We start from the raw sequence: 19975 nt of genomic DNA on the forward strand, positions 1-19975 counted from the left end.
GACCCGACCCGATGGCTCTGCCCTCCCCCAACCTCGACGACCGCCGCTTCCAGCAGTTCGTGGACGACGCCAAGCGCTACATCCAGCAGCGCGCCCCGGAGTGGACCGACCACAACGTCTCCGACCCGGGCGTGACGCTGGTCGAGGCCGTCGCCCACCTGGCCGACCAGGTCGTCTACCGGCTCAACCGCGTGCCGGAGAAGAACCACCTGGCCTTCCTCGACCTCGTCGGCATCACCCTCTTCCCGCCCACCGCCGCCCGCGCGGACGTCACGTACTGGCTGTCGGCGCCGCAGGAGGAGCCGGTCCTGGTGCCGGCCGGCACCGAGGTCGCCACCGTGCGGACGGAGAGCGAGGAGGCGGTCGTCTTCGCCGCCGAGCGTGACCTGACCGTCGTGCCCTGCGCGTTGCGGTACGTGGTGGTGCGCAACAGCGGGGAGCAGGTCACCGACCGGACCGCCGACCTCGCCGAGGGCCGGGACGTGCTGTGCTTCGCCGAGGCCCCGGCCGTCGGCGACTGCGTGCTGTTCGGTCTTACGGCGGCGGTGCCGGACTGCGCGGTGGCGCTGGAGTTGGACAGCCACGTCGACGGCGTCGGCGTGGACCCGCGGCAGCCGCCCCTCACGTGGGAGGCGTGGACCGAGAACGGCTGGCAGGAGTGCGAGGTCGACCGGGACGAGACGGGCGGCCTCAACCGGCCGGGGGCCGTCGTGCTGCACGTCCCCGGCGGGCACGCGCTGTCGCGGGGCGGCGGCCAGCGGGCCGGGTGGCTGCGCTGCCGGGTCACCGAACCCCTGCCGGGCCAGCCGTTCTACACCACCTCGCCGACCGTGCGCGCCGCCGAGGCGTTCACGATCGGCGGCACGGCCCCCGTCGTCCACGCCGAGACCGTCCGCGACGAGGCGCTCGGCGAGTCCACAGGGCTGCCCGGGCAGCGGCTGCGGCTCGCGAACGCGCCCGTCGTCGGTGACGACCCGCCGCTGCTGCTCCAGACCGCCGAGGACGACGGGTGGGTCGACTGGCACGTCGCCCCGCACTTCGCCACCTCAGGGCCGCGCGACCGGCACGTCACGCTGGACGCGACGACCGGCGAGATCGCCTTCGGCCCGGCGGTCCGCGAACCCGACGGCACGCTGCGGCAGTACGGGATGGTCCCGCCCAAGGGCGCGGCCGTCCGCGCCCGCCGCTACCGCACGGGCGGCGGGCGCGCGGGCAACGTGGCGCGCGGCGCCGTGCGGGTGCTGCGCACCTCCATCCCGTACGTCTCCGAGGTCGTCAACCGGGAGGCGGCGCGCGGCGGCGTCGACGGCGAGACGGTCGGGGAGGCGAAGGCGCGGGCGCCGATCACGCTGCGCGCCCAGGAGCGCGCCGTGACGCTGCGCGACTACGAGGAGCTGACGCGGCGCGCCGCGCCGGAGACGGCCCGCATCACGTGTCTCGAGGGGGAGGAGAACGAGTACGGGGCCCACGCCGTGCGGGTGTTGGTGGTCCCGCAGGCGGTCCCGGACCCGGACGGGCGGCTGCGTTTCGAGCAGTTGGTGCCGGGCGACGCGCTGCTGGAACGCGTCACCCGTCACCTGGACGAGCGGCGTCCGATCGGGACGCGTCTCGCGGTGGGGCCGCCGTACTACCAGGGCGTCACGGTGGTCGCGACCGTGCACGCGTTCCGCGGCGTCGACGTCGACCGGGTGCGCGAGCAGGCCCACGACGCGCTCTACCGCCACCTCGATCCGCTGACCGGCGGGGCCGAGGGGGCGGGGTGGCCGTTCGGACGCCCTGTACAGGCGGGCGAGGTCTTCGCGGTGCTCCAGCGCGTGCCGGGGGTGGAGCTGGTGGACGAGGTGGTGCTGCACCCGGCCGACCCGCTGACGGGCAAACGCGGCGACGCGACGAACCGCATCAACCTCGCGCCTTCGGCGCTGGTGTTCTCCTACGACCACCGGGTGCGGGTCATCGGAGACGGGTCGTGAGGGGCTCGGTCGACGGCCTGGCGTCGTCCGCGCCGATCGCCCGGGCCCTGCCGGCCGTGTTCGCCGACGACGACCTGATGCGGCGTTTCGTCGGCGGTCTCGACGACGTGCTGGCGCCGATCCTGAACGTGCTCGACTGCCTGGACGCGTACTTCGGGCCCGACCTCGCGCCGCTGGACTTCGTGCGGTGGCTCGGCACCTGGGTCGGCGCCGAGACGGAAGGCGACGAGGGCCACGGCCGGGAGGACCACGGCCGGGAGGAAGAAGCCCGGCTGCGCGCGGCCATCGGCGCCGCCGCGTACCTGCACCGGATACGCGGCACGCGCCGCGGCCTGTCGGAGGCGGTGCGGCTGGCGTTCGGCGTGGAGCCGGAGATCAGCGAGAGCGGCGGCGCGGCCTGGAGCGCCGGCCCGTTCGGACCGATGCCGGGCCAGCCCCGGCCGCGGCTCCACGTCCACCTGCGGCTCGCCGAGCCGACGCCGGCGCACGAGCACCGCCTCGACACCCTCGTGGCGGCCGCCCGGCCCGCCCACATGCCGTACACGGTCCAGGTGACCGCCCTCGAAAGGACCCCGGAGAGATGAGCACCCTGAACTGTGCCGAGTGCGGCACCCGCGCGGAACCTGGCCAGGCGTTCTGCGAGGCGTGCGGGGCCGTGCTCCGCTGGACGGACCCGCCGGCGCGGGCCGGGGTCGTGGCATCGGAAGCCGCGGGCGCGTCCGGCGGGGACCTGGCCGTCACGGGGCAGAGCCCCGGCGCGGTCGGAACCGCGCCACCCGCCGTGCCCGCCGCAGCCGCCGCGCCGGCGGATTCCGGGTCCGGGGACCCGCTGGCGGACGAGGCGGACACCGCCCCGCAGGCGCGCGTCGCCACTCCGGACGACGTGATGTCCGACCGGGCGCGCCAGCTCCTCGTCCCGGTCGCCGACCCGGCGGGCGCCGCCACCGCGCCGACCGTCAGCCCCGTCCTGCCTGGCCGCCCCGACGCCACGCGCCCCCAGGTACAGACGGTCGACCAGGAGCCCGGCGTGCACGGCGGCCTGCCCTGCCCCTGGTGCGGCACCGCCAACCGCCCCGACCGGCACTACTGCGCCCGCTGCGCCATGCCGATGGCCGGGGACGAGGAGGCCCGGAACGTTCGCCGCCCCTGGTGGCGGCGGATTCTGGACGGCCGCGACCGCGAGGCGCCGTGGGCCGGCGAACGCCCCCGGCTGCGCCGCACGTTCGAGCACCTCCTGAGGTGGCTGGTCGCGGCGCTCGTCCTGACGCTGCTGATCGTCCTCGCCGTGCGGATCCCCGACGGCGTCCGGGCGACCCGGGACCACTTCGCCAGGCGCGGCCCCGTGGAGCCGGCCCGCTTCGAGGCGCTCAACTCGTACGAGGACCACCCGGCCGAGCTGGCTTTCGACAAGCTCAACGACACCTGGTGGGGCCCGGGCGTCTCGCAGTCAGGCGAGGGCGAGTGGATCGAGGCCGGCTTCGCCGAGCCCACCAGGCTGCTCGACGTGATCATCACGCCTGGCGTCTCCACGCGCACCGACCAACTCCGCGAATCGGCGCTGCCGCACCGCGTCGAGGCGCTGATCACGACGGAGGACGGTGGCACGACGACGCGGGAACTCACCCTCGACCAGGGCCTCGGGCCGCAGCGCCGGCAGTTCCGGGCCGAGGGCGTGACCAGCGTGCGCTTCACCGTCCTGTCGTCGTACGGGGCGAGCGCGGACCGGCAGGTGGCCATCGCCGAGATCGAGTTCTTCGGCCCTTCGTCCGGCAACCGCCTGTGACGGAACAGAAGAAAGGGAACAATCCGATGACCGAGAAGGATCTGCGCGGCTGGTACATGCGCTTCGCAGCGGCGCTCAACGCCCATGACTTCGATGGCATGGACGAGTTCATCAATGACCAGGTCCTGCTGAGTGGCGAGCCTGGCACCCGGGACGACGTCGTCACGGTCCTGAAGGGGATCATCGAGGCCGTTCCTGACATGCACTGGGAGGTCAAGGAAATACTGTTCGACCGTGGCGGAATCGCCGTACGCGTGATCAACACCGGTACTCCAGTGAAGGAGTGGCTCGGTGTTCCTCCCTCTGGCGCCTCGTTCGAGATCGTCGAGTACGTCATCTACCAGGTCCGTGACGGTCGATTCGCACAGATGACGAACCTGCACGATTCGGCCGAGTTGCGTCGACAGTTGACCGCCTGAGGGGTGTGGTTCGACATGGGTAACAGCGACAGGACAGCTGTCGTCCTGGGCGCCACGGGGCAGCAGGGCGGGGCGGTCGTCGCGGCGCTGCGGGCGGACGGCTGGGTGGTTCGCGCGGTCGTGCGTGATCCCTCCGGCCAGCGGGCCCAGGCGCTGTCAACCGACGGCGTCGAGACTGTTCGCGGTGATCTCGGCGACTCGGACTCGCTTCGGGCGGCGTTCTGCGACGCCCACGGTGTCTTCAGCGTCCAACCGAACTCAGGCCAGGCCGGCTCCGGCGTGAGCGACGAGGACGAGTTCCGCTTCGGCACGACGGTGGCCGAGATCGCTCAGAACCGTGGCGTCGCCCACCTCGTCTACAGCTCGACAGTCGCTGCGGGGCCCACACCCACGGGTGTTGCCCATCTCGACGTCAAGAGCCGTATCGAGGACCACGTCCGGAACCTGGACATCACCAGTACCATCATCCGGCCGGCCACGTTCATGGAGATCCTGACACTCCCCGGAACGGGCCTCGACCAAGGACGCCTGTCCTTCCTGACGCATCCCGACCGGGCCATGCAGTTCATCGCGGTACGCGATATCGGCCGGATCGCCGCCGCGGTCTTCGGCTCGCCCGATCGATACGCCGATCGCACGATGGAGATTGCCGGTGACGCCCTCACCGGCGAGGCTTTGGCCGAGCATCTGACCCAGGCCAGTGGACGGCCGATCACTTACCGCCGCCTGCCCACGACGCTGCTGGGGCAGGACGAGCTCCTCGGCAGGACAGCGGCACTCGTCGACAACGGCAGGCTGGTGGGACACGCGGACCTCGACGCGTTGCGCGCGGAGTTCCCCTTCCTGCTGTCCTTCGACCGCTGGCTGGCCGGCCCTGGCGCGGGCCTCCTTGAGGAAGCGCTCCGTTCCACGGGTACGGGCATCGCTCTCCGCTGAACGAGGCCCTGCGCGCGTGCTGGCGTCTTCGGCGCCGGCGTGAGCGGCGCGGCTGAGCACGGGGCGCCTCTTCGGGGCGCCTCTTTCAGCTTCCGTTCGCGGCCGAGCGCGGTGGCTGCCGTGCCTGGTTCCTGAACTGTGCGGGCGATGAGCCGACCACGCGGCGGAACGCGGTGCTGAACGCGCTCTCGGACAGGTAGCCCGTGGCCCGTGCGAGCTCGGGGATCGACAGGATGTCGCGGGCGAGGGCGTCGCGCGCGAGGCTCATGCGCCATTGGATCAGGTACTCCAACGGCGGGACCCCGACGTGGCTCTTGAATGCCTGGGCGAACGCGGAACGCGACATGTGGCTGACCTCGGCGAGCTCCTTGAGGCTCCAGGAGTGGGCCACGTCAGCGTGCACGGCACGCAGGGCGGCACCGATGCCGTCCTCGTTCAGGGCGCCAAGCCAGCCGGTGGGCCGGTCTGTCTGACCGGCGTGAGCACGCAGCATGTGCACGAGCAGGATCTGCGCGAGGTGGTTCTGCACCAGCGGGCCGCCGGCGGCGGCGATCCCGACCTCGGTGGCCAGGAGATCGATCAACTGCCCGAGCCGCCCGCCATGAGGATCGGCCACGCGGACGATCACGAGCGGCGGCAGAAGATCGGTCAGGAGGGCCGCGTTCCTGTCGTCGAACGCGATGTGACCTACGCAGAGGTAGAGGTCCTCCTCGGACTCCGGGCCGATCCGCACGAACCCGTCTTCGGCACCCGCCCACACCGGCGCCGCAGGGCGCGGGCTTGCGTCGAGCGCGCTGGCGAGCACGTAAGGCGGCGGGTTGCCCAGCATGAAGGTGTCACCCTCCCGCAGGAGCACCGGCTCGTGCCCTTCGAGGATCAACCAGCACGTGCCGCGCACGAGGCCCCCGATCCGCACGTGCAGGAACGTGTCGAAGCGCAACGCCCACTCACCCACGGCCCGGAGACTGGGCCCGACCACCGTGCGGGGCCTGAGCAGGCCGATCGCGTCAGCCACTGGATCCTGAAAGCCGAGCACTGACGACCCCTCACGGACGATACGTAAAGAATTCCGGACTCTGTATCATAGATAGTATCCCCGATCTCCCGCAGTATCGATGTCGAACGGATCGGTATCGAGAGAGCGTTGGAGACACCCACATGGGACAGCTGGAAGGCAAGACAGCGGTGGTCACCGGGGGCAGTACCGGTATCGGCCTGGCCACCGCCGTGCGGCTGGCGGACGAGGGCGCGCACGTGTTCGTCACCGGGCGACGCGAGGCCGAGTTGGAGGCCGCCGTCAAGACCATCGGAACGGACCGGGCCACCGCGGTCGTCGGCGACATCTCGAAGCCGGCGGACCTGGACCGGCTCTACGAGGCGGTCCGGGCGCGAGACAAGGGTCTGGACGTGCTCGTGGCGAACGCGGCGGTCGGCACGTTCGTGACGCTGGAACAGACCACCGAGGAGCACTTCGACCAGACCTTCGGGGTCAACGCCCGCGGCACGCTGTTCACCGTGCAGAAGGCGCTCCCGCTGCTCAACGACGGCGCCTCGGTCATCCTGACCGGCTCCACGGCCGCCGACCGCGGCATGGAGGCGTTCGGCGCGTACGCGGCGTCGAAGGCGGCCGTCCGGTCCTTCGCGCGGACGTGGTCCAACGAGCTCAAGGGCCGTGGCATCCGGGTCAACGTGGTCTCGCCGGCATGGATCGAGACTCCCGGGGGCACCGCCGCTTTCGGCGACGAGGAGACCGCACGGGCCGTCAAGGAGAATGTCGCCGCGACCGTGGCCAAGGGCCGCATGGGTCAGCCTGAGGAGGCCGCCGCGGTCGTGGCCTTCCTGGCCTCGGAACAGAGCAGCTACGTCGTCGGCGCGAACATCTACGTCGACGGTGGCACGAACCAGATCTGAGCAGGCACCACACGGTGGGTGGCACCGAAGCGTTCCAGGTTCCATGTCGACGGCCGCGGCGGCGTCCGCCGCGGCCCGGCCCCGAACGCCCATCCGGCTCGAAGAACCGCGTGCCGGCCCCACGTCACGAGCCCGGGAAGACCGTGTAACGAATCTACTCGGGCAGGCGGGCAAGGATCGCCTCCAGGCCGAAGGTGAAGCGGTCCTCGAAGGCATCCGGCCGCATGTGTGCCATGACCCGGTGCAGTGCCGGGTGCCTGCCCGCGTCCACGGCCCTGGCCAGCCGGTCGTCGAGTTGGTCGGGCGCGGCCTGTTCCTCTTGGACCAGTCCCAGGAGGAAGTAGATGACCGTCCACGCCGTCCAGGCCGCCTGCTCCTCGTCCGCCCCCGCTTCCAGCAGGGCGTCGACGAGGCGGTCGGCGAAGTGAAGGGTGTGCGGCTCGGCCGAGTAGGTCCCGGTGACCAGGGCGGCGCCGTCGCGGTGCGCGAGCAGCGCTCGCCGGTACCGGCGAGCCAGTTCCCGCGCCCGTTGCCGCGGCGGGGAAGGCAGGCCCGCATAGCCGACTTCGCCCACGACCGCGTCGGCCATGAGTTCCAGCATGCGCGCCTTGGTCTTCACGTGCCACAGGACGGTGTTCATGCGCACCCCCAGGCTGTCGGCCACCGCCCGGGTCGACAGGCCCTCAAGCCCCCGATCCTCCAGCACCCGCAGTGCCGCGTCGACCACGGCCGCGCGGGTGAGCTGGCCCGCCGTGTCTCCCTCGCCTTGCTTCTTGGTCACTGACCTAGTTTACTTCGGAACAGTTCCTGGTCACTGACCAAGGCGATAGGCGAAGGAGAAGAATCGTGAACCACCAGGTCGTCGTCGCCGGAGGCGGGCCCGTGGGCCTGTGGCTGGCCGCCGAACTGCGCCGCTGCGGAATCGCCGTCGCGGTCATCGAGACGCGCACCGAGCGCGACACACGCTCCCGCGCCCTGACCGTGCACCCCCGCACCATCGAGACGTTCGCCTCCCGCGGCGTGCACCACCCCTTCATCAGTGAGGGCATGCCGCTGCCCGGCGGGCACTTCGGCGTGCTGGACTCCCGGCTGGACTTCCGCCGCCTGCCCAGCCCCTTCCCCTACACGCTCGCCCTGCCGCAGGAGCGCACCGAGGCCCTGCTTGAGCAGCAGGCTCTGGAGCTGGGGGCGCCCATCCTGCGCGGTCACGAGGTCACCGGCCTGAGCGAGGGACCCGACAGCGTCCGCGTGCACCTCCGAACCCCCAACGGCCCCTCCACCATGGAGGCGGCCTACCTGGTGGGCTGCGACGGCACGCGCAGCACCGTGCGCGACGCGGCCGGCATCGACTTCCCCGGCACTCCGTCCACCGTGCTCGGCTGGCTCGGTGACGTCGTCCTCGACGAGCCCCCGGCCCCAGGCCACAGCTACTTCGGCCCGACCGGCGCCCTGATGGCCGCCCCGATGCCCGGCGGCCTCCACCGCCTCGTCGGCATCGCCCCCCGCGACATCACCACCACCTGGCCAGGCGACCTGACCCTGGAGGAACTGCGCGAGAACGTCCTCACCGTGGCCGGGACCGACTTCGGCATGCGCGATCCCGTCTGGCTCTCCCGCTTCGGCAACGCCACCCGCCTGGCCGCCCAGTACCGGCACGGCCGGGTCTTCCTCGCCGGCGACGCCGCACACCAGCACTTCCCCGCCGGCGGAGTCGGCATGAACGTCGGTGTCCAGGACGCCGCCAACCTCGCCTGGAAGCTCGCCGCCACCCTCAACGGCTGGGCCCCCGACACCCTCCTGGACACCTACCACGCCGAGCGCCACCCGGTCGGCGTCAACCTCACCGAAACCAGCCGCGCCCAGGTCGCCCTCATGACCGCCTTCACCCCGGAAGGACTCGCCCTGCGCGGCCTGCTCAGCCAACTGATCACCGCCCTGCCCGAACTCAACGACCGACTCGCCGCACAGGTCGGTTCCCTCGCCGTCACCTACCCGCCGACCGCCCCCGGCGCCCATCAACTGACCGGCACCCGCGCCGACGACCTCGCTGTCGACGACACCAGCCTGTTCGCCCTGCTGCGCGCCGACGGCTACCTGCTGCTCGACCTCACCAGCAGCCCGGACCAACCCCTCCACCACCTCGCCCGGCCTGGCCTGCGCGTGCACACCGGCACCCCGCACCCGCTCCCGGCCGACTGGTCCGGCGTACGCGCCGCCCTCATCCGCCCCGACGGCCACGTCGCCTGGGCAAGCGCGGACAGCCACGACACCACGCTCGTCAACGACCTCACCGCCGTCCTCGCCACCACCCACCGGAAGTGACCCGGCCCATGACCGTCCAGCACATCGCCCCGCCCGGCCTCACCAGCCGGGCCGTCAGGACGAGCAGCGCATCCGCGCGGTCCTGCCGAAGCCGGACGAGCTGGTCACCGACCTCGCGAGCCGTACCTGCCCGGGGCCGCGGTGAGCGGCGGAACATCGACGACAGGGCTCAACGGCCCGGTGGAACCGCGGGTGATCGCGGGGAGCCGTCAGGGGTCTCCCGCTCGCCGTCCACGAGTTCGTACCGCAGCGCACCCGAGGGACAGCGCCGCACCACTTCGGCCACGCGCTCGGCCGTGGCGTTGTCCGGCTGGATCCACGGGCGCTTCGCCGTGTCGAACACCTCGGGCAGGCCCTTCACGCACTCGGCGGCGTGCCGGCAGCGCCCGGCCTCGAAGGTCACCGTGATCGACCGCGCCTGATACGCCTTCCGCTCGGATCCACCGCTCATGCCTACCTCCGTCACCGCCGTACTCGGCTCTTCAGTCACTGACCTTGCTGCGGGACTGGTACAGCAGGTCCTGGTAGTCGGGGTGCCGGCTGATCCAGCCCGCGAAGAAGGGGCAGGTGGCCAGCACTCGCAGGTTCGCGGCGCGCCTCGTCGAGGGCGGTGCGGGCCAGCGCGGAACCGACTCCCCTGCCCTCGTACTCCGCCCCGACCTCGGTGTGCACGAACGCAACGAGTTCCGGCGTACGGATGTACTGCGCGACGCCCGCCATCGTGGACTCTCCGTCGACGCGGGCCTCGTAGCGCTTGGCCTCGGGTGCGTCGCTCACTTCGACCGTCATGTGTTCTCCTCGCGGGCCTGATCCCACCCAACTCGACAGAATCTCGTCAGCCAGGACATCACCCTAACCCCGTCAGGTTGACGCATCAACCTACCCCTCGGCAACACGCCCGCGCCGCGGAGCCCGCACGAGGCCGGGGAATTCGGTGCCGCTCCCCGGAACGGGCACCGATCCCGGCGCCTTCCGGCTCGCGCACGAGGGCAGGGTCCGCACCGAAGCCTCTCGGGCACGACGGACGCGACCTCGCCGAGGGACGCATCGCCACCCACGACTAGATGACCCATCAACGATTCGCTAGAGTCCCCCCGTGGACACACCCCCGCGCTGGCTCAACCAAGAAGAGCAGGCCGCCTGGGACAGCTTCATCCGCATGCGGGAGACGCTCATCGGACGGCTACCCCGCCGCGCCCAGGCCGACTCCGGAGTGTCCGCCTCCGACTACCTCGTGCTCGCCAACCTCACCGAAAGAGGCCAGGGGCGGATGCGCTTCCTGGATCTGGCCAAACTCGTGGGATGGGAGAAGAGCCGGATGTCCCACCAGGTCACGCGGATGGCGAAACGCGGGCTCGTGGCCAGGGAGGAATGCCCCGACGACGGACGCGGAGCATTCATCATCGCCACCCCGGCCGGCTACAAGGCGATCGAAGAGGCCCCACCCCAGCACGTCGAACACGTCCGCCGCCTGTTCATCGATGCCCTGACCCCGAACCAGCTCAGCGCACTCGCCCGGATCTCCAAGCGCGTCCTGGACCACACGGAGAAGCAGCCTGACTGACCGAGTGAGGGGGACGCGGCCGCCAGGCCCCGCACGTCAGACGTCGGAACGCCCGGAGGTCGAGTCGGGCCGCTGAGGCCGCTCGCCGAGTACCCGCGCGAAGAGCGCCTCCCGCAGCGCCACTTCACGAGGATCGTCCCAAAGCCGAAATCCGGTGCGGTTCATCGCGTACGCGAAGCCCGTGCCGGTGTCCGGGTCCGCGAAGGCGAACGACCCGCCCAGGCCCATCGCCCCGAAGGCACGGTCCGACTCCGAGCCGAACCGGAACGCCGGGAACGGCTTGACGTACCCCAGGGAGAACCGCGTCTCGACGCGCAACACCTCGTCGAACAGCCCGCCCGTCGGAGGCGTGGCAGCGACGCGCAACGCGTCCATCGTGGCGTCGGTGAGGCCGAGGGCGGCGCCGCCGATTGCCATCTCGCCGTAGAGCTTGGCGATGGACCGCACCTGGCCGACGCCGTTGACCGCCGGAATCTCCGCGGCCTGCACATCCGGCCGGTTGAAGTTCTCCACGGTGCCCAGCACCCGAGGATTACCGAACGCCCGGGAGGTCAAGCTCCGTGGGTTCGCGTATGCCCGGACGAATGACGCCGGCATCGCTCTCAGGTGCAGCATCATCTCCCAGGAGCGAAATCCGTGGATGCGGGCGACCCGATCGCGATCGGCGTCCTGCGACAGACCGAGGTGGAAGTCGAGGCCGAGCGGCGTCGCGATCTCGTCGGCGAAAAACCGGCCGATACGACGTTTCCCGGGGTCGATCCGGCTGATGAGCTCGCTCTCGTACCAGCCCAACGACTGGCCGTGGTAGCCGTGCCGGGTGCCCGGCTCCCATGCCGGCCGCTGCTCGGCAAGGGCCGTGGCGAGGGTGCGGGATCCGGTCAGGTCGCCGAGGCCGAGTGGCCGGTCGATCACCGCCAGCCCGGCCTGATGGGCGAGCAACTGGCGGACGGTGACATGGCCCTTGCCGGCGGCGGCGAACTCGGGCCAGTAGGTCGCCACGCGCTCGTCGTGGTCGAGCAGGCCACGTGCGTGCAACACCGCGAGCGCCACTGCCGCCACGCCCTTGGACGTGGAGAAGACCGGCACCATCGTGTCCGCCTCCCAGGGGAGACGGTCGCGGCCGTCCCGGTATCCGCCCCAGAGGTCCACGACCTTCCGCCCGCCGTGGTAGACGACGCAGGCGGCGCCGATCTCCTTGCGAGTGGCGAAGTTCTCGCGAAAGGCGTCGGCCACCGCGCCATAGCCTTCGTCCACGTCACCGCGAACCAGGTGGGCTGGTACATCGAGTGTGAAGACCACTGCCTTCCCTTGCCTTCCCTTCGTTTTGAACGGCTCCTCCCCTGGCTGGACGAGGCACGCGAGCAAGGCCGGTCACAGCCGCGAGGAAGCTGAACCCCGATGAGGACGGCGACTTCAGGGGCGGGGGATGTTTCGCAGGTTGGCGCGGGCCAGGTCGAGCATCTTGCCGACGCCCCCGTCGAGTACTGTTCGGCCCGCGGCGAAGGCGAATCCCTTGACCTGGGCGGCCGAGATGTGCGGCGGGATCGACAGCGCGTTGGGGTCGGTCACCAGGTCGACCAGGAAAGGCCCGTCGTGGGCGAGCGCCCGCTTGAGTCCCTCGACGACACCCCCGGGGCGCTCAATACGGATCGCCTCCATGCCCGCGCCGCGGGCGATCGCCGCGTAGTCCACCGGCTCGTGGTCGGTCTCGTGCTCGGGCAACCCCTCGACCAACATCTCCAACTTCACCATGCCCAGGGAGGAGTTGTTGAAGACGATCGTCTTCACCGGCAGATCGTGCAGCTTCACGGTGAGCAACTCGCCCATCAGCATGCCCAGTCCACCGTCACCCGACATCGAGATCACCTGGCGGCCGGCGTAGGCGAACTGCGCGCCGATGGCGTGCGGCAGCGCGTTGGCCATGGTGCCGTGCAGAAACGAACCGATCACCCGGCGCCGCCCGTTGGGGGTCAGATAACGCGCCGCCCAAACGTTGCACATGCCGGTGTCCACGGTGAACACCGCGTCGTCGGCGGCGAGTTCGTCCAGAACCGAGGCCACGTACTCAGGGTGGATCGGGGTGTGCTGCTCGACGTCGTGGGTGTAGGCGGAGACCACCGTCTCCAGCGACCTGGCGTGCTTCTGCAACATCCGGTCCAGATAGGTTCGGTCCCGCTTCGCCTCGACCAACGGCAGCACGGCCCGCAGTGTCTCCCGAACGTCGCCGTGGACCCCGAGTTCCAGTACGGTGCGACGGCCGAGGCGGCCTGCGTCGTGGTCGATCTGCACGGTCCGCGCCTGTGGCAGGAAGTCGTTGTAGGGGAAATCGGTACCGAGCAGGACGACCAGGTCGGCCTCGTGCATCGCTTCGAAGCAGGCGCCGTAGCCCAGTAGACCGCTCATGCCCACGTCGTACGGGTTGCCGAACTGAATCCATTCCTTGCCCCGAAGGGTGTGCCCGACGGGGGCGGCAGCCTTCTCGGCGAGCGCCATGACCTCGGCGTGTGCGTCCCGCACTCCCGCACCGCAGAACAGCATCACCTTCCGTGCCGCGTTCAGCTTCTCGGCCAGTGCCCGAACCTGCGTGTCCGGCGCGACGACCCGGCCGCGCTCAGCGACCAGAGCGCTGCTTCCCGTCGGGTGAGTCGCCCTGTCGTGCGCGACATCGCCCGGTATCACCAGGACTGACACCGCGCTGTTGCCAAGGGCCCGTTGCATGGCGATCCGCAGAACCCGAGGCATCTGCTCGGGGGTGCTGATCATCTCGCAGTAGTCACTGCACTCGGTGAACAGCCTTTCCGGATGGGTCTCCTGGAAGAAGCCGGTGCCGATCTGGTGGGACGGGATGTGCGAGGCGAGTGCCAGCACGGGCGCACCGGAGCGGTACGCGTCGTACAGCCCCTGGATCAGATGCGTGTTCCCAGGGCCACAGCTTCCGGCGCACACCGCGAGCCTGCCGGTCAGCTGTGCCTCCGATGCCGCGGCGAAGGCGGCGGCCTCCTCGTTCCGTACATGCACCCACTCGATGCCGTCGGTACGGCGCACCGCGTCGACCACCGAGTTCAGGCTGTCACCCACCACGCCGTAGATCCGCTCCACGCCCGCTTGGCGCAGGATGTCCACCATCTGCTGGGCCACGGTCAGTTTCCGCATCGCCGGACTTCTCTCCCTCGGACTGCACACCTGTCCCATGTGGCTCGGGACACCCTCAGCATAGTTGACGCATCTACCATATGCACAGGGACGCCCGGGCTCGCCACCGGGCGAATCTCCTACCGGTCGACCCATGCGGCGAAGGCAGCGTGCCCGATCACCCTGCTGTCGAGCTGGACGCGGGGCGCAGGCGGACGCGACAGCCGAGGGCGCGCCTACGACGCGAGTTGAGTTGACACGTCAACCGAAGCGGCTAAGGTGACGTCCTGACTGATGGAACTCGGGCCGAGTCGAGCGGGATCGGCTCCAGGTGGAGGTCACATGGCGGTCGAAGTGCGCTCCTCGCGATGAGATCCTTGTCGCCGGCGTTCGGAGGAACTGCCGTTCCGCTCGCCGTGACCTGGCTTGTATGGGGAACCACCTATCTGGCGATCGAGTTCGGGCTGCGCGGGACGGAGCCCCTCACGCTCAGCTCGGTCCGCTTTCTGACGGCGGGTCTGCTGCTGTGGGGCTTGGCCGAACGCCGCAACGAGCCGCGGCTGACGCCCCTTCGGCGGCGGCGGGCCACGCTTGTCGGGGTGCTGCTCTTCTCCATGAGCATGGGCGGCGTGGCGTTGGCCGAGGAGTATGTCGACTCGGGCACGACGGCGCTGTTCATCGCCACGGTTCCGCTGTGGAGCGTGCTGCTGAACACCGCGAGGGGACGGCCGGCGCGCGGCGCGGAATGGGCAGGGGTCTGGCTCGGCCTGGCGGGCGTCGCCGTGCTGTCGGCCGGACTCGGACGCGGCGGGCTGACGGGCGCGGCGATCCTCCTGCCGGCCGCCATATGCTGGGTACTCGGCTCCCGTCTGGACGACCACTCAGCCGGCGCGCGCGGGCCAGCCGCGCAGATGCTCGCGGGTGCCGCGGTGCTGGCCGTGGCGGCCGCCGTCCGGGGCGAGTTCGCGTCACCGCCGCGGCCGACCTGGGGCGCCGGGCTCGCCCTCGCCTACCTCGTGGTCTTCGGGTCCCTGCTGGCGATGGCCGCCTACCGCCACCTCACCGCCCACACCAGCCCGGCTTTGGCCACAAGCTACGCCTTCGTCAGCCCGGTGATCGCCGTCCTGTCCGGCGCCCTCTTTCTGAACGAACCCCTCACTCCCCATGTCCTGGCCGGAACCGCCCTCATCGCCCTCGCCGCCTCCACCACCCTCCTCAGCAGATCCCGGCCTGCTGCCGGACCCACGACGACCGTGCCGGGACATCCTGAAGCAACACGTATGCGGCGGCGTCCAGCGTCATCCCGTTGACCCCCGCCGCCGCGCGTCCCGACACGGCGAGCCGGGATCGCCGCCTCGGGCCGCGACTCGTACAGCGCGCCAAGCCGAACGCGTTCGCTGTCGCCGTCGATACCGGCTCGCACGTGGCCTCACCCTCATGCGTTCGACCCACCCGACAGGCACCAGCAATCTGACGCCCCAGGGCGGTAGTTGACACCTCAAGTACTGATACCTAATGTGGATGATGAGTCAACCAAATGGTGGAGTCGTCAGCCGGTCAGCCCGTCAGAAGGGGAATCCCATGAGCGCCGAGAAGAAGGCCGGACTCGACGCGCTGCTGACGCCCGAGGAGAGCGTCCTCGTGCTGATCGACCACCAGCCGTTCCAGTTCGCCAACCTGAACAGCCACGAACCGATGATCGTCGACAACGTCATCGGCCTCGCCAAGGCCGCCAAGGCATCTGACGGGGAGCACGCCCCGGACGACCTCGACTCGGGGAGCGCCTGCCTGACGCCGACCAACTGGCCGCCGGTCTCTTGGCGGCTTCACTGACCACAGGGCCCCCGCATGGCCGCAGTACGGCTGGAGGCGGCTCTGCCCACAGCCGCACAGCACGACCCTGGTTCCGCTGTGCACGATCCCGATTGTCGAATCCGCAGGGAAGGGAATCGAGAAGTGGTTGAATTATCCCTCGCGCAGCTGCATCCCTCGCTGGACGATCCCGTCCTGCTCTCGATGAATCTGCTGAACGACATCGCCTCGGACCATCCTCAGGCGGTGTCCTTCGCCGCCGGCCGGCCCTACGAGGAGTTCTTCCGGGTCGAGCAGCTCCACGGCTACCTGGACACCTTCGTCACACACCTCACCGAGGTGGTGGGGCTGACGGACGAGGAGGCCCGCAGAACCGTGTTCCAGTACGGGCGGACGAAGGGCGTCATCCACGACCTGGTCGCCCGCTACCTCGAGATCGACGAGGGCATCACCGTCGACCCCGACGCGGTGGTGGTGACCGTCGGCAGCCAGGAGGCGATGTTCCTGACGCTGCGGTCCCTGCACGCCTCGCCGCAGGACGTCGTCCTCGCCGTCGCGCCCACCTACTTCGGACTGACCGGCGCCGCGCGCCTGCTGGACATGCCCGTGCTGGGCGTCGGGGACGGAGACGGCGGCCTCGACCTCGCCGACCTCGATCGTCAGGTGGCAGCGGCCCGCGTCCGCGGACAACGGCCGCGCGCCCTCTACCTCGTGCCCGACTTCTCCAACCCCACCGGGACGAGCCTGGACCTGGCCACCCGGATCGCCCTGCTCGACCTTGCGGCCGATCTCGATCTGCTGATCATCGAGGACAACCCCTACGGCCTCTTCCAGGCCGACCCCGCCACCCGGCCGCCGACCCTCAAGGCGCTCGACACACGGCACCAGGTCGTGCACGTCGGCTCCTTCGCCAAGACCGGCCTGCCCGGCGCCCGCGTCGGCTTCGTCGTGGCCGACCAGCCCGTCACCAGGGACGGCCGTCCGGCGGGTACGCTCGCGGACCAGCTGTCGCTGATCAAGAGCAACGTCACTCTCAACACCTCACCCGTCGCCCAGGCCGTCATCGGTGGCAAGCTTCTGCGCCACGGGTGCAGCATGGTCGCCGCGAACAAGCGCGAGATCGAGGTCTACCGCGCCAACCTGCGGCACGTGCTGGCCGGCCTCACCGCGCGGTTCGCCGCCACCGGCCCGGTGACGTGGAACACCCCGGCAGGCGGGTTCTTCGTCGTCCTGACGGTGCCGTTCGCCGTGGATGACCGTTCGCTGCGCAGATCGGCGCGCGACCACGGGGTCATCTGGACCCCCATGCACCATTTCCACACCGGCATGGCCTCCTCACACCAGATTCGGCTGTCCTTCAGCCTGCTCGACGACGCGTCGATCGACGAGGGACTCGACCGGCTGACTGCCTTCGTGACGGCCGAGGCCCAGGCGCCCGGTCATTCCGCCTGATCGCCGGCCCTTTCTCCCGCCCTCGGTCCGGCCGGAAAGCCGCCATGGCAAGCGGCCGCCCATCTGCGCAAGAGATCGTGTCCGATCACCTACGCGACAAAAGCGTCGGCCTGCCCGCGTGTCGCCGCACGGGTGATTCGGTGACCATTCGCCCCGAAGAGAATGCCGATGATCAGACACATTGTGCTGTTCAAGTTCAAGCCAGGCTTCGGCTGGCAGGATCCCGCGGCCCTCGCGGCCGAGCGGTCCTCGCGGCTCGTCGGCGAGCGGGTGCCCGGCCTCCTGCACTGGCAGGTGGGCCGCAACACCGCCGACCGTCCGACCGCCTACGACTTCGCCGCGATCGGCCTGCTGCCCGACCAGAACACCCTGCGCAGCTACCAGGACCACCCCTTCCACCAGGAATCCGCGGCGCTGTGGCGCGCCATCAGCACCTGGGTCGTCGCCGACATCGAGGAGTGACGCATGACCGTCGAGCTGGGCTGGATCGACGTCCGGCCCGCACCGGCCGGGCCCCCGGCCATCGGAACGCTCGGCCCCGAGGGGACGAGCAGCGAGCAGGCCGCCCGGCTGCTGCGGACCCGCCTACCCGACGGGCCGTCGATCGTGCTCAGGACGACCTACGAACAGGCCATGGAGGACCTGAGGGCCGGCACCGTCAGCCATGTGGTCGTCGCCAACGCCTATCGGGACATCCACCACTTCTACATGGCCGACGACATCGCGCTGGCCAGCGTCTTCCTCATGGACACCCCGCTGTACGGCATCGCCCGGCGCGCCGACGGCGGTCCGCTGTCCGACCGCCCGAGCGTGGTGACGCACCCCTCGCCGCGACCGTTGGTCGACCAACTGCTGCCCGCCGCCTACCAGTTCCCCGAAGTGGCCACCGCGGACTCCACCAGCCAGGCGGCCCGGGCCGTGGCCGAGCGCCGTTACGACCTCGCGCTCACCACCGAACCGGCCGCCACACGGCACGGACTGCGCTTCATCTCCCGACTGCGCCCGATCCGCATGGTCTGGTCGGTCTTCGTTCGCGGCTGAACCCGCACCCCACCCGCACAGCCACTCCACGGGCGTGTCAAGTGAACGGCGCGCGCCGTGAGGCGCGGTGATGCGAGCGGAGGTGGAAGGCCACCGCCTGTGGCCTCTCGCAGCAGGTCGGAGTAGCTGAAGTCCCGCTCGACCGGATCAGCGGCCGAGGACGCTTCATGCCGGGAACGGGGACGTCGGATGCCGGGCAGGCCCCGGATGCCTGCCCGTTTCACGAGCAGTTCGACCATGCCGTGGCTGACACGGATGCCCAGGCCCAGGGAGAGCTCAGCGTGGACGCCGCGGAAGCCTCAGGTGCGTGCCGCGGGATGCGGTATGGATCCCGGTGATGGCGTCGGTCAGCGGGATGTGCAGGAACACCTGCTCGGTGGCGCGGCGGCCGTGGTCGCTGCTGGTGATCCCCGGCTCATGGCCGGTGTCGATACGGTGCTGCCGACGCCAGACACAGATCGTCTGGTCACTGGTCCCCAGGAACTGGGCGACCTCCGCGACCTTACGGCCGGAGGCGAGGAGGGCGAGGACCTTGCGGCGGAACTCGGGTGGACAGCTGCGGGGCGGATGGTTCTCCTGGGGCGCTGGGTGACTGACCGTCCAGCAACCCGACTCCACCGAGCCCGGGGCACATCACGGACTCCAACCAGCTCGGGGCAGCACGCACAGGGGCAGCACGCACTGCGGGTTCAGCGGCTGCTCAACGGGGGCACGTCCGTGGTCCCTGCCAAGGTGGTGGCCGATGGTCACGGCTGTCGGGACGGCGGTGAGAAGCCGGACGAGGACGATCTCCCTTCGTGTACGCCCGGAGGACGCGTCCGGGGCAGCTCCGGACGGTATACCGCACCCCCAGACGCACTTGTGGTCCAGCTGGCCGGTGACTCACTGATGCGGCGGCACCGCAGCCGTTGAGCTGATGACGTTGTTGACGACGACCGCGGTCATGGTGCGTGCGACCGCTTCGCTGGCGGCTCCGGCACCCCAGTTGCCGCGTTCCAGTTCCTGGGCACGGTTGATCACCGATGAGGTCCAGGGGATCTGCGGGTCGAACTGTTGGAGCGTGCCGCTGCCCCAGATCAGTCCGGCAAGTGCGGCGATCCGAGCGGTTGGCTCCTCACCCTCGACGAGAACGTCGCGGACTTCTTTGAGAAGGCCGGCCCGGCGCCCGTTTCGACCGTCCTTGAGGACGGTCGTGTGGAAGATGCCGAGTACCTTGCGGCTTTCCCTGCGGATGTCGCCGCGTGCGATGAGGCGTTCCAGCAGGGGCTGACGGAGTGTCGGGCCGATCGCGGGGAGCACCGTCTGGACGCCACGGGGTTTGTCCGACACATACTCCCAGGCAGAGAGGAGGATCTCATCCGACGGCGCCCTCTCCGGGACGACCTCCACGTTGACGGCCCCGGTCCGGGTTGTCCTTGTTGCCACAGATCCCTGAAGGGCAAGGTCCGCGAGCACGGCTCCGGCGAGCGCGTAGAAGAGAGTGTTCTCGCCTGCGATGACGCCGGACTCGGGTTGAAGGAGGAGAAGCAGGAGGTCCTCGGGCAGGATCGGGGAGTCAGGACTGTTCGCCCTCCAGGGTGTCTTTGCCCTTGCCTCGATGGATGGTTCGTCGGGCTGCTGAGTCATTCGTCGG

The 19975-nt window shown here is 70.4% G+C and carries 19 protein-coding genes and 2 pseudogenes; 13 read left to right on the forward strand and 8 right to left on the reverse strand.

The genetic code is table 11. The features are described from left to right. Positions 1-11: 11 nt before the first annotated feature. From ACYVPE_RS00415 to ACYVPE_RS00435, 5 genes are read left to right on the forward strand one after another with little or no spacing between them, the layout of a single operon-like run. Positions 12-1970 (forward strand): putative baseplate assembly protein, encoded by a 1959-nt coding sequence (locus tag ACYVPE_RS00415; RefSeq protein WP_461031279.1) that lies wholly within the window; start codon positions 12-14, stop codon positions 1968-1970. After that, entirely contained in the window at positions 1967-2554 is a 588-nt protein-coding gene (locus tag ACYVPE_RS00420) for a phage tail protein (RefSeq protein ID WP_461031280.1), read from the forward strand. Before ACYVPE_RS00415 ends, ACYVPE_RS00420 begins: the two co-directional genes overlap by 4 nt. Further along, complete coding sequence (locus ACYVPE_RS00425) at positions 2551-3753, forward strand: zinc ribbon domain-containing protein (RefSeq protein ID WP_461031281.1); 1203 nt, start codon at positions 2551-2553, stop codon at positions 3751-3753. Before ACYVPE_RS00420 ends, ACYVPE_RS00425 begins: the two co-directional genes overlap by 4 nt. A gap of 26 nt (positions 3754-3779) precedes the next feature. Beyond that, positions 3780-4172, forward strand: a complete 393-nt coding sequence (locus ACYVPE_RS00430) for an ester cyclase (protein ID WP_461031282.1) — start codon at positions 3780-3782, stop codon at positions 4170-4172. A gap of 15 nt (positions 4173-4187) precedes the next feature. After that, on the forward strand, positions 4188-5108 hold the full coding sequence (locus tag ACYVPE_RS00435) for an NmrA/HSCARG family protein (protein ID WP_461031283.1): 921 nt from the start codon (positions 4188-4190) through the stop codon (positions 5106-5108). 85 nt (positions 5109-5193) lie between these two features. Here the strand turns inward: ACYVPE_RS00435 and ACYVPE_RS00440 are convergent, their stop codons facing one another. Continuing rightward, complete coding sequence (locus tag ACYVPE_RS00440; RefSeq protein ID WP_461031284.1) at positions 5194-6123, reverse strand: AraC family transcriptional regulator; 930 nt, start codon at positions 6121-6123, stop codon at positions 5194-5196. Positions 6124-6266: 143 nt separating this feature from the next. Here ACYVPE_RS00440 and ACYVPE_RS00445 point away from each other — a divergent pair, with 143 nt between their 5' ends. Beyond that, positions 6267-7019 (forward strand): SDR family NAD(P)-dependent oxidoreductase, encoded by a 753-nt coding sequence (locus ACYVPE_RS00445; RefSeq protein WP_461031285.1) that lies wholly within the window; start codon positions 6267-6269, stop codon positions 7017-7019. A 154-nt stretch (positions 7020-7173) separates the two neighbouring features. Here ACYVPE_RS00445 and ACYVPE_RS00450 read toward each other — a convergent pair whose 3' ends face one another. Next, positions 7174-7800 carry a TetR/AcrR family transcriptional regulator C-terminal domain-containing protein gene (locus ACYVPE_RS00450; RefSeq protein WP_461031286.1) on the reverse strand — a complete coding sequence of 209 codons (627 nt, stop codon included), beginning with the start codon at positions 7798-7800 and terminating at the stop codon, positions 7174-7176. Between the two features lie 62 nt (positions 7801-7862). Between ACYVPE_RS00450 and ACYVPE_RS00455 the strand changes: the two genes are divergently transcribed. After that, positions 7863-9341, forward strand: a complete 1479-nt coding sequence (locus ACYVPE_RS00455) for an FAD-dependent monooxygenase (RefSeq protein WP_461031393.1) — start codon at positions 7863-7865, stop codon at positions 9339-9341. A gap of 169 nt (positions 9342-9510) precedes the next feature. Here ACYVPE_RS00455 and ACYVPE_RS00460 read toward each other — a convergent pair whose 3' ends face one another. Continuing rightward, positions 9511-9792 (reverse strand): (4Fe-4S)-binding protein, encoded by a 282-nt coding sequence (locus ACYVPE_RS00460; protein WP_461031287.1) that lies wholly within the window; start codon positions 9790-9792, stop codon positions 9511-9513. A 31-nt stretch (positions 9793-9823) separates the two neighbouring features. Beyond that, positions 9824-10130, reverse strand: a pseudogene (locus ACYVPE_RS00465) (GNAT family N-acetyltransferase). A gap of 307 nt (positions 10131-10437) precedes the next feature. On the opposite strand from ACYVPE_RS00465, the gene ACYVPE_RS00470 reads away from it, so the two are divergent. Continuing rightward, positions 10438-10905, forward strand: coding sequence for a MarR family winged helix-turn-helix transcriptional regulator (locus tag ACYVPE_RS00470; protein ID WP_461031288.1), 468 nt, complete (start codon positions 10438-10440; stop codon positions 10903-10905). 36 nt (positions 10906-10941) lie between these two features. Here the strand turns inward: ACYVPE_RS00470 and ACYVPE_RS00475 are convergent, their stop codons facing one another. Further along, positions 10942-12270, reverse strand: a complete 1329-nt coding sequence (locus ACYVPE_RS00475; protein ID WP_461031289.1) for a serine hydrolase domain-containing protein — start codon at positions 12268-12270, stop codon at positions 10942-10944. A gap of 48 nt (positions 12271-12318) precedes the next feature. Further along, on the reverse strand, positions 12319-14058 hold the full coding sequence (locus tag ACYVPE_RS00480; RefSeq protein ID WP_461031290.1) for a pyruvate dehydrogenase: 1740 nt from the start codon (positions 14056-14058) through the stop codon (positions 12319-12321). Positions 14059-14453: 395 nt separating this feature from the next. Between ACYVPE_RS00480 and ACYVPE_RS00485 the strand changes: the two genes are divergently transcribed. From ACYVPE_RS00485 to ACYVPE_RS00505, 5 genes and pseudogenes are all read left to right on the forward strand, one after another. After that, the gene (locus tag ACYVPE_RS00485) at positions 14454-15347 is read left to right on the forward strand and encodes an EamA family transporter (protein WP_461031291.1); all 894 of its coding nucleotides are present in this window, start codon (positions 14454-14456) and stop codon (positions 15345-15347) included. A gap of 271 nt (positions 15348-15618) precedes the next feature. Continuing rightward, positions 15619-15783 (forward strand): annotated as a pseudogene (locus tag ACYVPE_RS00490) (hydrolase); the annotation flags it as partial. A 210-nt stretch (positions 15784-15993) separates the two neighbouring features. After that, positions 15994-17301, forward strand: coding sequence for an aminotransferase class I/II-fold pyridoxal phosphate-dependent enzyme (locus tag ACYVPE_RS00495; protein ID WP_461031292.1), 1308 nt, complete (start codon positions 15994-15996; stop codon positions 17299-17301). 168 nt (positions 17302-17469) lie between these two features. Then, the gene (locus tag ACYVPE_RS00500) at positions 17470-17763 is read left to right on the forward strand and encodes a Dabb family protein (protein ID WP_461031293.1); all 294 of its coding nucleotides are present in this window, start codon (positions 17470-17472) and stop codon (positions 17761-17763) included. Between the two features lie 3 nt (positions 17764-17766). Further along, positions 17767-18342: a type 2 periplasmic-binding domain-containing protein gene (locus ACYVPE_RS00505; protein WP_461031294.1), complete on the forward strand. Its 576-nt coding sequence runs from the start codon at positions 17767-17769 to the stop codon at positions 18340-18342. 276 nt (positions 18343-18618) lie between these two features. On the opposite strand, the gene ACYVPE_RS00510 is transcribed toward ACYVPE_RS00505, so the two are convergent. Continuing rightward, positions 18619-18960: a transposase gene (locus tag ACYVPE_RS00510; protein WP_461031295.1), complete on the reverse strand. Its 342-nt coding sequence runs from the start codon at positions 18958-18960 to the stop codon at positions 18619-18621. Positions 18961-19224: 264 nt separating this feature from the next. Then, complete coding sequence (locus ACYVPE_RS00515; protein WP_461031296.1) at positions 19225-19968, reverse strand: GOLPH3/VPS74 family protein; 744 nt, start codon at positions 19966-19968, stop codon at positions 19225-19227. Positions 19969-19975: the final 7 nt, after the last annotated feature.

This window comes from Streptomyces mayteni (assembly GCF_054783955.1).

Coding starts and splice junctions, on each gene's coding strand:
- ACYVPE_RS00415 (WP_461031279.1), top strand. CDS start 12: ATGGCTCTGCCCTCCCCCAACCTCGACGACCGCCGCTTCCAGCAGTTC.
- ACYVPE_RS00425 (WP_461031281.1), top strand. CDS start 2,551: ATGAGCACCCTGAACTGTGCCGAGTGCGGCACCCGCGCGGAACCTGGC.
- ACYVPE_RS00430 (WP_461031282.1), top strand. CDS start 3,780: ATGACCGAGAAGGATCTGCGCGGCTGGTACATGCGCTTCGCAGCGGCG.
- ACYVPE_RS00435 (WP_461031283.1), top strand. CDS start 4,188: ATGGGTAACAGCGACAGGACAGCTGTCGTCCTGGGCGCCACGGGGCAG.
- ACYVPE_RS00445 (WP_461031285.1), top strand. CDS start 6,267: ATGGGACAGCTGGAAGGCAAGACAGCGGTGGTCACCGGGGGCAGTACC.
- ACYVPE_RS00460 (WP_461031287.1), bottom strand. CDS start 9,792: ATGAGCGGTGGATCCGAGCGGAAGGCGTATCAGGCGCGGTCGATCACG.
- ACYVPE_RS00480 (WP_461031290.1), bottom strand. CDS start 14,058: ATGCGGAAACTGACCGTGGCCCAGCAGATGGTGGACATCCTGCGCCAA.
- ACYVPE_RS00500 (WP_461031293.1), top strand. CDS start 17,470: ATGATCAGACACATTGTGCTGTTCAAGTTCAAGCCAGGCTTCGGCTGG.
- ACYVPE_RS00505 (WP_461031294.1), top strand. CDS start 17,767: ATGACCGTCGAGCTGGGCTGGATCGACGTCCGGCCCGCACCGGCCGGG.
- ACYVPE_RS00515 (WP_461031296.1), bottom strand. CDS start 19,968: ATGACTCAGCAGCCCGACGAACCATCCATCGAGGCAAGGGCAAAGACA.